We start from the raw sequence: 15,895 nt of genomic DNA on the forward strand, positions 1-15,895 counted from the left end.
ACACTTTCAACATCAAACCAATCGACGTTGCACACGATGGCGGACAAAACTGCGATCGGTCGCTCGCCACATCGAATCGCTCGAACTTGCAACATTTGTCGCGGTCATGCGAACGGTCGTCAACCTTTTTGACGAACGGACTGCGTTCCGGTTGCCAACCGATCGCCTCACCGCGACTCCAACGTTTCACCGCTGCGTACACTCCAGGAAACGATGCGAACGATGTCGATTGCGTCTGATGCAATCCTTTGACGTTCTCCATCGACATTGTACCCATCGCTTCCTCACCCGTCGGCGCGCTCATGATCGTCACTCGACGAATCCAAGTCGCTCGATTGGATCCACGAAAGTAATCCCGATAACCACGCGATGATGACGGAGCGGTGGTGGAGACCAACTCGACTTTCCAATCACATCCCTCGCCACCGCCCGCATATCGCAAACGTTCTGACCTAAACAAACACTGTCTCGATTTTTGACTCTTTGGAGGGAATCGTAATGTATCGATTTGTTGCTTTTTCGCTGGTTTGCGTTTTCGCAATTTCTACTAGTCGCGCCGGCGAACCACCGAGTCGCCACCAGAACGACCTTTCCGAGATCAAACGTTTGTTGTCTGATCTCAACCGCCGGGTTGCCAAGATTGAGAATCCGATCAGGAACCACCGGGCGGGCGACGATGTTTCGATTCGATTCGACCAACTCCGTATTCCCTACGAAACTGATGACGAACGTGAGCTAGCCCAATCCCAAATTGCGACCAAAGGACGCGAAGCCTTCTTCGGGGGACATTTGTCGAAAGATGCCGGATGGCAACAGATTTCCGTTGAGGATTCTTGCGACATGCAATCTCATGTGATTCGAGCTGCGGCCATTTCGCTGGAGACCGGGTTGATGAGCAAAATTCTCGACGATGACGAGGCGTTGTACATTCTGCGTGTCACCCACCGCCCGAAGTAGAGAAGAGTCAGAACCAGACGATGCACGTGAGTCGCCGAGTTGAGTTTATTGAAGTGGTGAGTCGTTCGCGGCGACCACGTGATCGTTAACGTTATCGCAGCTGAATGTTTCGCTTCGCACTGATCACTGCTGTTCTTGCAATCAACGGTTGCCACCGAACCGTCGTCGAACGAGAATCGGTGACTTCACTGGATGGCAAGTCCCGACTTCTGCTTCAATACAATACTGCCGATCACAAGGGCTTCGACTTCAACGATCTGGTACTTCAGACACACTCCGAGAACGGCTGGACGCACGACTCGACCGTTTGGGCTGGGGATGCTGACGTGTCACCCGGCGTAACTCGTTGGGTGTCTGCACTGGACTCCATGGACGACGATCGCCAAACGGGCGTCATCAAGATCGCTACAATGGGACCACCGGACGCCGGCGGTACTTCGACGGTGGAATACTCCTGGGTGCGTTGGGATTTGGTTGCAAACTCGCTACTCAATACTCTGCACGTTTGTGAATCGCCATTCGACGAACTTCCACCAGAAATGCGATAACCATCGGTTGCAACGGAGCGGCGGTGGTCACCTTTTTTCCAGTGGTTGGGTCAATCGCCGCCGCCCGCTGAACCGTACCGTTACCCGACTGAGGTGACTCCATTCTTCCCTGGGAGCATCGCTAGCATTCAATGTGGAACGCCTACGCAATAATGTTTGCTGGTGCATCGATCGTGGTGCTACTCGTCGTTTCGCTAATCTTCTCGACGCACGAAACGCTAACGGGACTACGCGATCTGTTTGACATCCGCATCCTCCGCCGCGCGGTACGCGATGGCCGTCGATTTCGCATCAGCACGATGCTTTGGCTCACAAGCTTCATCGCACTTTCCATTGCCGTATTCCAGACACTTGAGCGATCACCGCTTCCGTACTTGATCGTACCGTTCCTTGGCGTCATGGTTCTTCTGACGCGGATTGCAGTTCATTCCGTGATCGAACCGCGAATACGCCGACTTCCCCCGAACACCGATTTCTCCGTGTTCGATAACCCTTCGAGCGATCGCGAATAAGGCGGGTAACCATCGCGTGCACACGGAGCGGCGGTGGAGAATTTTTATAAGTGGTTGCCTGGTTTCCGCCGCCCGGTGACGCGTACCGTTATCGCGGCGACTTATGCAGGACGTAGCGATGCCGATCTCGGTTGCACACCACGCCATTATTTGCGCTCGCGATCGTTTTCTCGTCGGTGCGCCGATCGCACAATGAAGCGTTCAACACTTTGAACGTCAAACCAATCAACGCTGAACATGATGGCGGACGAAACTGCGATCGGTCGCTCGGCACACTCCGTCGCTCGATCTTGCAACATCCGTCGCGGTCATGCGAACGTTCGTCCACCTTTCTGACGAACGAACTGCGTTTTGGTTGTCAACTGATCGCCTCACCGCGACTCCAACGTTTTACCGCTGCGTAGACTCCCGGAAACGATGTGAACGATGTCGACTCCGTCTGATTCAATCCTTGGACGTTCTCCATCGACATCGTACCCATCGCTTCCTCACCTGTCGGTGCGCTCGTGATCGTCACTCGACGTTTGCGAGTCACACGATTGGTTCAACAAAAGCATTCCCGATAACCACGCGATGATGACGGAGCGGTGGTGGAGACCAACTCGGCGTTCCAATCACATCACTCGCCACCGCCCGCATATCGCAAACGTTATCCGACTGAAATGAGTGCGTTAGATGGTGACAACACCAATGACTGAAACTCCATACGCACCGACACTTCAAAATAACGATGTGCCACCCGTTTGGCCACGCTGGGTTTACCTTGTTGCCCATATTGGAGTTCTTATCTCACTTGTGGTGTTTCTATGGCCAATCCTAGGTCTACTCTGCGGCTTTCGAATTGACGGCGAACACCCCGTTCCCAATGGGTCATTGATCTCGACGATCCACGCCGCTGGAGTTGGATACTGGTGGCTGATCTGGCTTTTGACCCTGTTTACCGACTTCGGGCTGCTTGCAGTGCTGCATTGCCGACAATCGCGTCCCCACCGCAGTGTCTGGTTCCGGTACTCAACCGTATTAATCGCTTTGAACTCCGCAGTCGTCTACGCTCTCTACATGACTGTCTTCCGGCATGATCTGCACTCCTAATCTACTTGGCCGGATGCTGCGGATAACCATTGCGTGCACACGGAGCGGTGGTGGAGACTCGGTACACTTTCCAATTACATCTCTCGCCACCGCCCGGTGACGCCGAGCGTTCGTCAGGAGAATACGATGCCCCGACACCTCATGCTTGCAGCTCTTGCTGTTAGCGTTCTGACGCATGCCAAGGCGACTGAACCACCGCCGGTTGAGGTGAAGCAACTCGATTACAAATCGATTACGAAAGCAAATGACTGGATCGGCTTGCATCTACCGGATGCCATACCAAGAGATTCCGTCGCGCGAATAATCTTGACCCAACTAAAACCATTTGGAGATCTTAGTACCGCTGACAACGAGTTAACTGACCAGCAAGCCCGTGACATAGCTTCCAGATTAATTCGCACACTGTTTTCAGAAACAGGTGCGATACAAAAGTGGGGACGATTGGCGGAAGAAGGGGAAATGGCAGAACTCGTCATTGTCACAAAGTCAGGTGAGATCTTTTTCGTGGACGTGCTGCGGAAGACTGGGGAAGAGAATGCAAACGCTTTCATTATTCGTGGCACGGGATTTTCCGTTAGACTCCCCGTTGTCGGTGTCTCGGAAGAGTAAATCTGACGAACCATCGCGTGCACCCGAGTACGCGAATCGGGCGGTTTTGAAGTTGAAAATCCTTCGCGCGTACCGGGTGACGCGTGACGTTACCCGACTGACTCATGTTGAACGCTAGTGACCTGGACCGAATTGCGATTGACGAGTACGTACTCGAGATCGTTCCCGAAACCGTTGCACGGAATCACACGGTCCTTCCGCTCTCTTGGGATGAAACGACCATCCATCTCATAATCCCATACGACACTCTCGGCCGAACCGAGGAACTGCTGACGACTTTGCGTTTCATTCTTGATCGCAAACTAACCTATGACGTTGCTGAACGTTCAATGCTTGAAACTACGGTTGACCTTCACTATTCAGCCTTAGGCTCTGTGATACAAAATTGCCCTCGAGCGATCCTGTTCCGCTGCAACAAGCGATGGGTTGACCTGGACCGAACAGGCGATTCACTACTGCGTCATTGTGGAAAATGCGACACGAACGTCCGCCTATGCAAGACCGGAGACGAACTCGATGCCGCAGTTGCTCGTGGTGAATGCGTGGCGTACTTCGATCGCTCAAAGGCATTTCTTGGCATGATACGCGACGAATGAAGATTGCACTCGAATCTCGGGTAACCAAGCCATGCAACGGAGCACGGCTTGCACGGTTCCTGGCAATGGACAATCAACCGTCCGTGCCCGCTGATGGCCAACGTTCTGCCGCTGAAGGACATGACGAAATTCACGCTGGCCTACGAACTTCACGAACATGGTTGGGCGACCGCAACGCTTTGCAATGACGACGTCTCTGTCGACATGACGGTCTCGTATCTTCACGATACGCTGCGAGAGCTTGCAAACGCTGCCTACCACGTGTCGCGTGGAACAGCGGATCGAATGGTTGTGTTCATGGATGAACCAGGAGAGCACCAGCTCAAGATCATGAGACTTGATGACAGTAACTGTTCATACAGCATTGATTGGTACGACGATTGGCACAGCTGGGGGATGAAATCCGTCGGCGACGGTTACCCGAAACGTATTACGGAGGGCGTTGTATCCGCGCGGCGATTCATGCAGCAGGTGCATACAGTCCTTTGGACTTTGTTCGATACTTTCGGAATTGACGGCTACAAATCTCGGTGGTGCGAACATGATTTTCCCGAAGCCGAAATGAAGCGACTTTCCGGCGTGTACCGGGATTGAACGCACAATGAATGCAGAACAAACCGATGCACACGGAGCGGCGGAGTCGAGGTCTTTTGGGTTTTAGTTTTTACTCTTTCGCCGCCGCCCGGTGATCGTCGGCGTTATCGCGGCGACTTGTGTAGGACGTAGCGATGCCGATCTTGGTTGCACACCACGCCGTCATTGATGCTCGTGACCGTCTGCTCGACGGTTCAACGATGACACAATGGAAACATTCAACACAGCGAACATCAAACCAATCGACGCTGGACACAATGGACGACACAACTGCGGTCGGTCGATCGGCACAATCCGTTGCTCGATCCAGCAACATTCGTCGCGGTCATGCGAACGGTCGTCAACCTTTCTAACGAACGACTGCGTTCCGGTTGCCAACCGATCGCCTCACCGCGACTCCAACGTTTCACCGCTGCGTAGACTCCCGGAAGCAATGCGAACGATGTCGACTACACCTGATTCAATCCTGTGACGTTCTCCATCGACATCGTACCCATCGCTTCCTCATCTGTCGGTGCGCTCGTGATCGTCACTCGACGGTATCGAATCGCTCGATTGGATAAACGATAGTATTCCCGATAACCACGCGATGATGACGGAGCGGTGGTGGAGACCAACTCGGCGTTCCAATCACAACCCTCGCCACCGCCCGCATATCGCAAACGTTCTGCCAATCAACTCTGACATTCCCGTGACGTCTAACCCATACGCACCACCAACGACAGAGCCGAGAGAGGCAAGCCCAACACAATCAACGCGTCGTCTTCGTCGCGGTCCCGCGATTTACATCGTTGGGTTTGGCCTGCTCGGCGGTTTTGGATCGATTCCCTTCCTCGCACGCCAAAGCCCACTTGGGTTCGTTGTCGTTCTAGCCGGGTGCATTATCGGCGGGATTGTTTACCGTTTTCGCTCTCAGGATTGGCCGCATGATCCAACAATTTTTAGACGTCAACTGACATACGCTGCCATCGCTTTGGCATTACCGCCCGCCGTGCTGTTTGTTTTGGCCGGTTCGCGTGGGCAGGGACCTGGATTCGTTGTGATTGGGTTAGTCGTGGGTATGTCTGTCGCCTGTGGTATACTCGTTAGCGGATCGCGGAGACTTAATGCACCGCAGGAGAAGCCAGAACCATCGGATGCACCCGAGTCGGCGAGTCGGGCGTTTTGACAATGGAAGATCTCTCGCGCCGACCGGGTGATCCGTACCGTTCGCCGACATGAGAGTCCTCAAATCATGGCAATCCGTATCTTTCCGCTGATCGCAATCACGCTTTTGTCTTGCGGCTGCAGTTCACAGAACGAAAACCCATCACAAGCTGATGTCTCGTCGAACTGGACGCCCGCAGAGCTGTCGGAACGCCAGGGCGACCTCTATAGCTACTTGCTTTCCGAACTTGAGGAGCCTGAAAAGTACGTCGATCTAGATGAGCCTGATGGGCGAATCTACTGCCTGACATTGACGCCAATGGATCAATGGTCCGATACGGGCAACTGGCGCAATATACCAACGGATTTCCTGCATGAGCACCCAGAGCTCAATATTTGGTATAGGCCTGCAACCGATGCGTATCTCAAAGACGGTCATGTGTTGACAAAGGATTCCGATGCTCGTGCCTGGATGGAATGGGTCACGATTCGTCGATGGGTATCCGAAACGGAGGCCGAGGTTCAGACCGGCGTCTGGTGTTGCCCGCTGGGTGGGGGCGCATCAACGCGAACATATGAGAAGATTGACGGCAAGTGGAGAATCATCGACTATGGAGAGTCCTGGGTTTCGTAGTATCTGCGGCGAACCAAGCAATGCACCCGAGTCGCGAAGTCGGGCGTTTTGGCAATGGACAATCTCTCGTCGCGACCGGGTGATTGCCGACGTTATCCAAATGAGAAGTTGGGCAAAACCTACTTGGAGCCTTAGCGACACAATTCTGTTGCCGATCGCCGCCGTCGCATGCATGAGCATAGCCGGCAATTTGCATCGACTGTCCTTCCCTGTCCGAAACCGTCTTCAAGTTTTGGTTGAGCTGAACGTCTATGAGTCATCACGTTTCTTCCCAGAATGGTTGTCCGATCAACTCGTCTACGCATCCGACAGTATTCCGACCTACGCAGCCGCTTATTGCGTCGCGGCAATTGCACTTCCCTTCGGTCCGCGTGTTCGAGTGCTTGGGCTAATGACGCTCCTTGCCAGCGCGGTTGCAATTGAGCTTTCGCCATTTGGACGCTGGGCAGACCGATGGATTGGCTCCTGCTTTTTTCTGTTGCTAATAGCGAGCTACGTGTTGGCAATGCGTGCGGCTCCTCGATTGGTTGGGCATGAAACTACATGCCGTGCGTATGTCCTGATTTTGGCGACTGGCTTGCTGTTCTTCCCCTCATACTATGGGTATCTCACGGGGTTTCGAAATGGATAACCATCGCATGCACACGGAGCGGTGGTGGAGACCTGTTTCATTTTCCAATCACGCTGGCTTCCACCGCCCGGTGATGCTGAGCGTTCGTCGATGCAATAGGCCACCTGTGACCTGAAATGCGGATTTCCCAATTCTCTATCCGTGCACTCGTAGTCGCGATAGGATTCATCGCGATTTGCCTCCATTTCGCTACGCGGCAACAACGCATAGCCGCAGAACTACGCAATGCCGATGCGAGGATCTACTATCGGTATCAGTACGAGAACTGGGACGATCCGGAACGGTACTCGCGAAACAATAGGTTGGAACTGCCTTCGCTAATCCGCTTTGCTGGTCCGGACATGGTATCGACCATCGTCGACGTGTCTTTGTCTAGGCCGGAAGATCCGTCTCGGGCCGCCGAACTCTGTTCGAAACTGCCCAATTTGAGGCTTCTCGCGATACAAGATTGTCCGCTAGCCGACAGTGATCTGAATCAACTAGCTCGCCTCAATGATCTTCGCGGACTATATCTCCGGGGTACATCGATTACAGACGCTTCAGTCGCGACACTCAAAGAACTCCGCCATCTGCGTGTCCTCAATGTTACCGAAACCTCTTTGTCCGAGGAGGCGCTAGCCGAACTGCGGCAGTCGCTACCTAATACCAAGATACACTCTGGTGCCCGCATTGGTAGTATGATGTGATGACGTAACGATCTTGCGGCGAGCGACGAACCATGGGTTGCAACGGAGGCCGCGAGCTGACGTATTTGAAGTGGAAAGTCGCTCGCGCGGCCCCGCTGAACCCTACCGTTCCCCGACTGATTCTTTGCGATTTTCGACGTGGACGCTCAACCCCAAATCGTCGCCGACATCGTGATGCTTTCACCGTCCGAGGGTGGTCCCAGACACGGTATCGAAATCAATTCCGAGTGGCGATACATGCCACATCTGGCGATTGACGATCGCACAAACCGCAAAGCTAGAACTGACGCAAACAACCAACTCCTCGAACATTACATGGGCGTACTGTTCGAGCCCGCATTGTCGGTGGTTGATCCCAAGACTGGCTCCGGCCAATATCCGTTGCGGCTCATGTACTATCCCCGCGTTGACTACTCTACTCTTCAGACCAGTGCCACATTTACTGTTCGCGAGGGCGGACGCATTGTTGGGCACGGAGTTGTGGTATCGTCAACTCTAGCCGCGGATGAAGCGTAGAGCGGGGAACAATCCAATGCACCCGAGCGGCGAAGTCGGGCGTTTTTGAATGGACAGTCTCTCGTCGCCGCCGGGTGATTGGTGACGTTCGGTGAATAGAATGTCTCAGCTGATATCGATGCTTTGCCTTTTCGCAGTCGGGATGATTGCGTTGCTCGCCGCCGCGTATTGCCAAACCACTGAAGCCGAGTCGATGGGAGAAAATTGCGTCATTTACGTTGGTTTCGCGGGACGCTTCCTTGCGTGGCTTTCCATTGCGATATTGTCGTCACACATTTTCTCATCCAAGGCCGTGCCAACCATTCAACGCTTGGCTCTTACCTTCATGCTGTTTCTTATGGGTACCAGTGTTGTCATCGCTGGGCCATCGCCCAGTACCCTGCTGCAAATGTTGCATACAAACACGCTAGAGGTGCTATCCAGCTATCGAATTGGCATCTTCTCCGTGGTCTCATTGATCACTGTTCCATTCCTGATAGCAACTGGATCGCAAGGTAAGCAAAGTTTTGTTTTGCAATTCACTCTTCTTCAGTTCATTGGAACTCTCTTGCTAGCGTGCGTCTTACTGTCAATTGTTCACACGCATGGGTCATTCGCATTTCATTATTTCGCGTCTCTCACCCTGCTGGGGTGGATTGGCTCCCAACTTGCGGTCTTGAAAGAAGATGGCGCGATTGCTCCTACTGGCGTAGCAACGCTGGCAATGGTCGCTGTTTTTGCCATGAACCACTATGGACTCACTGACTGGATGGGACCATCGCCGAAATTGGCGATATTCACCATGAGCGGCGTCCTGCCGCTCTTGGTTTGCATTGCACTTGCGGCATCGGTCACCTGGGGCGTGGCGACGTGGAACCCCGACAAGTTGTGTAGCACCGAACCATCCGATGCACCCGAGTCGCCGAGCCGGGCGTTTTGAAAATGGAAGATTGCTCGCGGCGACCGGGTGATCGGTGACGTTCTGCTATTTGATCAATGACGGATCAAACGTCGCTCGATATCGTGCAACGCTACGCCGCTCGTTGGGGTATCCCCTCACCGCATCCGACGCGGATCGAAATCGAACGCAAATGGTTTCGAAATGTTGCTCACAAATTGCGATTCGACTCTGAGCACTGGGAAGGATTCGCGTACGTCGAACGAGGCTGTTCCGAACCATCCGTTTTCGACTTCCGCCCGCGCGTGGACGGTCTCTTGATGCCGCCGCTTTGGGCTACGTACCCCACGTACTCCGCCGTAACGGTTGGATGGCGAATGGGCGGTGGCGAAGACTACCGGTATGTATGGTGGGAATGGTATGGAACGCTATCAGACGCTGAACGCGCTGAATACCAGACGACTTCTCCCGTGCCGTCCGATCATCGGAATTGGGACTTGTGGTTTTACGATGTCGATACAATTGACGACCTCGATGCCGCATTCGCTGTAGACTGAAGCAGAACCATGCGATGCACACCGAGCCGCCGAGTAGTGTTTACACAAGTGGTGGATCGCTCGCGGCGGCCGGGTGATCGCTGCCGTTATGCGTGAGACAGAAGCTCAACTCCATGCTCACGATTGGTGCTCACTGCAGATCCAATCGATGCTGGATACCGGAGCGCTCTCGTGCATGGGAACGCCGCGTGAAGTTCAGGCTCGCGATTGTGCTCGCCCCGTGCCCACACAGAATCCAACATCGCTTGCACCAATCGTCGACGTTGACACGACTGACACTCAAGTACTCGTGGCCTCACCGACTATCATCGAAATGCATCGCTCGGCTGACAGTCGAACATCTACTCCACTCCATGCTTGTGATCGCGCTCGGCTCCCGCGGAAATGCATAACCATACCGTGCACACGGAGCGGTGGTGGGGAGTTGGTACACTTTCCAATCACATCTTTCGCCACCGCCCGGTGACGGCTGCCGTTATCGCGGCGACTCATGCAGGACATGGCGATGTCGTTCTCGGTTGCACACCACGCCGTCATTGATGCTCGTGACCGACTGCTCGACGATTCGTTGATGAAACGATTGAAAATTCAAGACGTTGAACATCAAACCAATCGACGTTGAAAACAATGGCGGACACAACTGCGGTCGGTTTCTCGGTACACTCCGTCGCTCGGTTTCGCGACATTCGTCGCGGTCATGCGAACGGTCGTCAACCTTTCGGACGAACGACTGCGTTCCGGTTGCCGACCGATCGCCTCACCGCGACTCCAAAGTTTCACCGCTGCGTAGACTCCCGGAAACGATGCGAACGATGTCGATTACGTCTGATACAATCCTTTGACGTTCTCCATCGACATCGTACCCATCGCTTCCTCACCTGTCGGTGCGCTCGTGATCGTCACTTCACGGTTTCGAATCGCTCGATTGGATCAACATTTGTATTCCCGATAACCACGCGATGATGACGGAGCGGTGGTGGAGACCAACTCGGCGATCCAATTGCATCCCTCGCCACCGCCCGCATATCGCAAACGTTATGCGTGAGACCAAAGCTCGGATGCATGCTCGCGATTAGCAATCAATGCCGACCCAACCGATGCAGGATACCGGAACGATCTCGTGCTCGGAAATGCCGCGTGAAATTCATCCTCGCGATTGCGCTGGAGCCTCGCCGAAACGATGTTCGACAACGCGTCCATGACTCGTCGACGCTGAACCGACTGACACTCGGCCGTTCGTGACTTCAACGACTCTCATCGAAATGAATCGCTTGGCGGACTATCGAATATCTACTCCACTCCGTGCTTGTGATTGCGCTCGCCGGCCGCGGAAATGCATAACCATGCCGTGCACACGGAGCGGTGGTGGAGAGTTGGTACACTTTCCAATCAGATCATTCGCCACCGCCCGGTGACGGCTGCCGTTATCGCGGCGACTAATGCAGGACGTAGTGATACCGATCTCGGTTGCACACCCCGCCATCATTGATACTCGCGATCGTCTGCTCGACGGCGCTACGATGACACAATGAAAACGTTCAACACCAAGAACGTCAAACCAATCGATGCTGAACACGATGGCGGCCACAACTGCGGTCGGTCGCTCTGCACACTCTGTCGCTCGACCATGCAACATTCGTCGCTGTCATGCGAACGGTCGTCAACCCCTTCAACGAACGGACTGCGTTCCGGTTGCCAACCGATCGCCTCACCGCGACTCCAACGTATCACCGCTGCATAGACTCCCGGAAACAATGCGAACGATGTCGATTGCGTCTGATGCCATCCTTTGACGTTCTCCATTGACATCGTACCCATCGCTTCCTCACCTGTCGGTGCGCTCGTGATCGTCACTCGATGGTTTCGAATTGCTCAATTGGTTCGACGATAGTATTCCCGATAACCACGCGATGATGACGGAGCGGTGGTGGAGACCAACTAGGCGTTCCAGTCACATCGCTCGCCACCGCCCGCATATCGCAAACGTTCTGTCACAAATGCTTGACTTTGTTCCAGCGCTAAAACCGTGGTCAGCGTTATCGCCAAACGAACGGGAATTCGGTTGGCCACGTGAGAACTACGGAGTCATCCCGCAGAACCAATTCGATTCCATTGGGATCGTTGATGCTCCCGATCGCCAACGGCTGAATTCTTGGCTTGATCGCCTACTTCCAAGGAAATCTCGGGACCAACTTGGTTTTCCAACTTCCGAACTTCTGCGGTTGACCGACGAATCCTGGAACACTGACGATGGGGTGCAATCCGTGCGTCAGTGGCTGCACGATCGGGATGTACCTTACCAAACGACGGTCTACATGTTCTACGATCGGCGGATGATCCTCACCATGCCTTGGCGTTTGCTTGTAAAATATTGGGATGCGTTCGCTTGGTCTGTCGGGTACGCAATGGTCGCGACTGATTCGTCCTGCCAATGGGCTTGCATGTTTCACCACGAGAACGTCATCGAGTTCGGATGCTACACCAAGAAAAGGACAGAACCATCCGATGCACCCGAGTCGCCGAGTCGGGCGTTTTGACAATGGAAGATTGCTCGCGGCGACCGGGTGATCGGTGACGTTCGCCGATCATCGTCGTTCTCGTTTGGCCGCGAGCATTTTGCGTGCTCCATTAAACTCGTCTTCATCAACAAATTGGATGATCGTTTCACCATCGTTGAACGTTACTTGGGCCTCACCGTCATGCTCGAAACCGAATACGGACACGTCTCGTACACCACTGACCATCGTCCGCAGATCGACACGCTCCAACAACGCTTTGAACACATCTTCGGAGTAAAAACCGAACTTCGCGGATTCCGCGTGCCTTTTAACCACCTCGTATTTCGCAATCTTTGAATTGAGTTTTTCGACCCGTTCTTTGTGCGTATTGGCCATGCGTTTGTGATCCACATACCAGCCGATCGAGGGCCCGACGATTGTAATGGCGCTCAGTGCATCGCGGATGCTGATCTTGTACTTCGCCATCGGCTAGTCCCATTGCTGGATTGATCGTTCAACTGGACGTAGAATACCCCGGCGAACCATCGGATGCACACGGAGCGGCGGTGGTCAATTTTTACAAAATGGTTACCGTGCTCCCGCCGCCCGGTGATCCGTACCGTTCTGCCAACGACTGTCTCCGCGGCGAAAGACTTGAGCATTACTAGCACCACAAGTTTGATGACGAATCCCTACACGCCACCGTTAACGGAAGCTCCAACGGTTGAATCTAACCAAACTGCACTAGTTCCGACCAAACCGATCATCCCCGCACTAATTGGTTTCTTCACCTACGGAACATCATCACCATATGCTCTCGTTCTTTGCATCGAACAATATTTGGACCCGAGGGTACACCCTGTGCCTCGGTCGACACACGTTGCAGTCGCCCTTGCTTTTCTCGGAACTGTCGGTTGGTTCGGTTTGAATATGGCTTACTATTCGCAGACAATGGACATGCTGGCCGGAAACCCACCTGCGATGTACGCCCACATCGGACTGATGATATGGTTGGCGACTGCTGTGTTCTTGATTTGGGCGATTTGGCGTACCATTCGGTTTAGCCGAGAATATGCCGCCGGTCGATTGATATCTATCCAGAAGTGACGGCTTGCGATTGCCCCAAAAGTAAGAAGGGCAGAACAATCCAATGCACCCGAGCGGCGAAGTTGAGCGTTTTCAAATGGAGAATCTCTCGTCGCCGCCGGGTGATTGGCGACGTTATCCGACTGAAGTAGCTTGATGGCATTCCTTCTTTTACCCATTGCTGCCTTCGCAATGCTGCTGTTCTTCGGCACTACACTCGGGCTCCTTTCAAGAGTTGGCGGGTGGTCCGAAATGGCTGCTATGTTTGAATGCGACAATCGTCCTGACGGAAATCAAAGCTATTTTCAATCCGCACGGGTTGGCTGGATCAACTACGGGTCTTGCCTGATCCTGATGGCTTCGGACTCCGGCCTGTATATGTCCGTCCTCCCCCTTTTTCGATTCGGCCATCCACCATTGCTGATTCCTTGGGACCGCATCCAGATCGACTCCCCAAGCACCGGGGTTCTTAGTCGTTCCGCATCGGTTTCGGTTGACGCTGGTCGCCCCATAATAATAACCCTACCTGCTCGGTTTTTGCCGCATCCAGAGGCCTCGCAAGACGGCGGATAACCATCGCATGCACACGGAGCGGTGGTGGAGACCTACTTCACATTCCCATCACATTGGTTTCCACCGCCCGGTGATGCCGGCCGTTATCGCGACGACTCATGCAGGACGTAGTAATGCCGATCTCGGTTGCAAACCACATCATCATCGATACTCGCGAAGGCAGTTCGACGGTTCAATAGTGACACAATAAAACGTTCAACACCATGAACGTCAAACCAATCGACGCTTGACACAATGGGCGACACAACTGCGGTCGGTCGCTCGCCACATCGAGTCGCTCGAATTGTAACATTTGTCGCGGTCACGCGAACGGTCGTCAACCTTTCTGACGAACGCCTGCGCTCCGGTTGCCAACCGATCGCCTCACCGCGACTCCGACGTTTCACCGCTGCGTAGACTCCCGGAAACGATGCGAACGATGTCGATTACGTCTGCTACAATCCTATGATGTTCTCCATCGACATCGTACCCATCGCTTCCTCACCTGTCGGTGCGCTCGTGATCGTCACTCGACGTTTCCAAGTCGCTCGATTGGATCAACGAAAGTATTCTCGATAACCACGCGATGATGACGGAGCGGTGGTGGAGACCAACTTGGCGTTCCAATCACATCCCTCGCCACCGCCCGCATATCGCAAACGTTATCCGACTGAAAAATCAGCCGTGAGCACCGGTCCTAATCCCTACCTGACACCGCAAGTCTCGCCGTCATCCCAAACGCGGAACAGACGGAATTGCTGCCCTGTATGCGGCGGAACCCTAAACCGCTTTCGTCTCGCACTCCCGTTTTCTCGGTGCACGACTTGCAAGCGTAGGATCCGTCTTCGCAACTCCGCAATGGCGAGTACACTTTCCACGCTCACCGCGGTCGTATGCCTTGGCTCGCTTATCTATTTCGAAGCTACACCTGAACGTCACGGAACCCTCTTCCTTGTCCACGCGATTTCATTTGTCACTCTAGGGTCATTTTGGTTCCATGCCTATGGCACGCCATCGTTGGTCGGCTACTGGCTTGGACATGCGACAGATGCGACGCTAGCACGCGAACGAGATAAGTATCGCAACGAAACCAATGGATAACCATGACATGCACACGGAGCGGTGGTGGAGACCTGCTTCGCTTTCCAATCACACTGGTTTTCACCGCCCGGTGATGTCCGCCGTTCGCCCAACTAATGCCGTTTCACCCCGAAACGATTGTCGACCTATGGACGGCACGGATTCCGGGCCTTGGTCGTTTTGCGGAGCATCATTGGCTTGTAGTCTGCCACGATGGCTCCATTGACCGCTGGGAGGTTTGGCAATCACCTGACGAATGCGTCACGTCTTGGGGCCACCTCCACCGAAACCTGCTACGGCCTTCATCCGGTGTTGGCAACGGCCCGGGGCGTCTCGTCTATCGCTGGTCGGGCGATGTTGCCGCCCGCCTCGCTTCAAGGATCGAATCCACCCCGAACAATTACCCATGGAATAATTGTTACCGAATCTATCCCGGCCCCAACAGCAATACCTACGTCCAATGGGTGCTTGGCCCATTGTATACTTTGGGTTGGCGTGGATTCGGTCGGCGATACGCAACACCCACCCGCCTCGCGAAGCCAAGGGCGAACAATGCCGTGCACCGGAGCGGCGGCAACGCGTTTTCAGATGGTTAGTTTTACTCTCGCCGCCCGGTGACGGCCGACGTTATCCGACTGAAATGCAACCGACCGCCACGAGTGTGCCAACATCAACCGGCAAGATCGTGCTCCGATCCTTGTCGAAGGAACTTGATACGGACACG

The 15,895-nt window shown here is 54.1% G+C and carries 12 protein-coding genes; 9 read left to right on the top strand and 3 right to left on the bottom strand.

Features of this window, described 5'->3' with window-relative positions:
- The coding region (locus LOC70_RS23380; protein ID WP_230256475.1) for a hypothetical protein at positions 1 to 460 on the bottom strand (460 nt) is incomplete at its 3' end.
- A 149-nt stretch (positions 461 to 609) separates the two neighbouring features.
- Between LOC70_RS23380 and LOC70_RS23385 the strand changes: the two genes are divergently transcribed.
- The 5 genes from LOC70_RS23385 (at position 610) to LOC70_RS23400 (ending at position 4,908) form a co-directional block, all read left to right on the top strand.
- The gene (locus LOC70_RS23385) at positions 610 to 957 is read left to right on the top strand and encodes a hypothetical protein (RefSeq protein WP_230256476.1); all 348 of its coding nucleotides are present in this window, start codon (positions 610 to 612) and stop codon (positions 955 to 957) included.
- Between the two features lie 179 nt (positions 958 to 1,136).
- Entirely contained in the window at positions 1,137 to 1,505 is a 369-nt protein-coding gene (locus LOC70_RS23390; RefSeq protein WP_230256477.1) for a hypothetical protein, read from the top strand.
- A 1,745-nt stretch (positions 1,506 to 3,250) separates the two neighbouring features.
- Positions 3,251 to 3,718 (top strand): hypothetical protein, encoded by a 468-nt coding sequence (locus LOC70_RS23395; RefSeq protein ID WP_230256478.1) that lies wholly within the window; start codon positions 3,251 to 3,253, stop codon positions 3,716 to 3,718.
- Between the two features lie 104 nt (positions 3,719 to 3,822).
- Positions 3,823 to 4,314, top strand: coding sequence for a GspE/PulE/PilB domain-containing protein (locus tag LOC70_RS24650; RefSeq protein ID WP_390889104.1), 492 nt, complete (start codon positions 3,823 to 3,825; stop codon positions 4,312 to 4,314).
- A 93-nt stretch (positions 4,315 to 4,407) separates the two neighbouring features.
- Positions 4,408 to 4,908 (top strand): hypothetical protein, encoded by a 501-nt coding sequence (locus tag LOC70_RS23400; protein WP_230256479.1) that lies wholly within the window; start codon positions 4,408 to 4,410, stop codon positions 4,906 to 4,908.
- A gap of 449 nt (positions 4,909 to 5,357) precedes the next feature.
- Here LOC70_RS23400 and LOC70_RS23405 read toward each other — a convergent pair whose 3' ends face one another.
- On the bottom strand, positions 5,358 to 5,582 hold the full coding sequence (locus LOC70_RS23405; RefSeq protein WP_230256480.1) for a hypothetical protein: 225 nt from the start codon (positions 5,580 to 5,582) through the stop codon (positions 5,358 to 5,360).
- A 560-nt stretch (positions 5,583 to 6,142) separates the two neighbouring features.
- On the opposite strand from LOC70_RS23405, the gene LOC70_RS23410 reads away from it, so the two are divergent.
- From LOC70_RS23410 to LOC70_RS23420, 3 genes are all read left to right on the top strand, one after another.
- Entirely contained in the window at positions 6,143 to 6,688 is a 546-nt protein-coding gene (locus LOC70_RS23410) for a hypothetical protein (RefSeq protein ID WP_230256481.1), read from the top strand.
- Between the two features lie 1,975 nt (positions 6,689 to 8,663).
- The gene (locus LOC70_RS23415; RefSeq protein WP_230256482.1) at positions 8,664 to 9,440 is read left to right on the top strand and encodes a hypothetical protein; all 777 of its coding nucleotides are present in this window, start codon (positions 8,664 to 8,666) and stop codon (positions 9,438 to 9,440) included.
- 2,737 nt (positions 9,441 to 12,177) lie between these two features.
- The gene (locus LOC70_RS23420) at positions 12,178 to 12,492 is read left to right on the top strand and encodes a hypothetical protein (protein ID WP_230256483.1); all 315 of its coding nucleotides are present in this window, start codon (positions 12,178 to 12,180) and stop codon (positions 12,490 to 12,492) included.
- Between the two features lie 48 nt (positions 12,493 to 12,540).
- On the opposite strand, the gene LOC70_RS23425 is transcribed toward LOC70_RS23420, so the two are convergent.
- A complete protein-coding gene (locus LOC70_RS23425) occupies positions 12,541 to 12,939 on the bottom strand; it encodes a hypothetical protein (protein WP_230256484.1) in 399 nt (132 codons plus the stop codon).
- Between the two features lie 2,348 nt (positions 12,940 to 15,287).
- Here LOC70_RS23425 and LOC70_RS23430 point away from each other — a divergent pair.
- Entirely contained in the window at positions 15,288 to 15,767 is a 480-nt protein-coding gene (locus tag LOC70_RS23430; protein WP_230256485.1) for a DUF3750 domain-containing protein, read from the top strand.
- Positions 15,768 to 15,895: the final 128 nt, after the last annotated feature.

It is taken from the genome of Rhodopirellula halodulae (assembly GCF_020966775.1).
GTDB classification, from domain to species: domain Bacteria; phylum Planctomycetota; class Planctomycetia; order Pirellulales; family Pirellulaceae; genus Rhodopirellula; species Rhodopirellula halodulae.

Coding starts and splice junctions, on each gene's coding strand:
- LOC70_RS23400 (WP_230256479.1), top strand. CDS start 4,408: ATGGCCAACGTTCTGCCGCTGAAGGACATGACGAAATTCACGCTGGCC.
- LOC70_RS23430 (WP_230256485.1), top strand. CDS start 15,288: ATGCCGTTTCACCCCGAAACGATTGTCGACCTATGGACGGCACGGATT.
- LOC70_RS23425 (WP_230256484.1), bottom strand. CDS start 12,939: ATGGCGAAGTACAAGATCAGCATCCGCGATGCACTGAGCGCCATTACA.
- LOC70_RS23415 (WP_230256482.1), top strand. CDS start 8,664: ATGATTGCGTTGCTCGCCGCCGCGTATTGCCAAACCACTGAAGCCGAG.
- LOC70_RS24650 (WP_390889104.1), top strand. CDS start 3,823: ATGTTGAACGCTAGTGACCTGGACCGAATTGCGATTGACGAGTACGTA.
- LOC70_RS23410 (WP_230256481.1), top strand. CDS start 6,143: ATGGCAATCCGTATCTTTCCGCTGATCGCAATCACGCTTTTGTCTTGC.
- LOC70_RS23395 (WP_230256478.1), top strand. CDS start 3,251: ATGCTTGCAGCTCTTGCTGTTAGCGTTCTGACGCATGCCAAGGCGACT.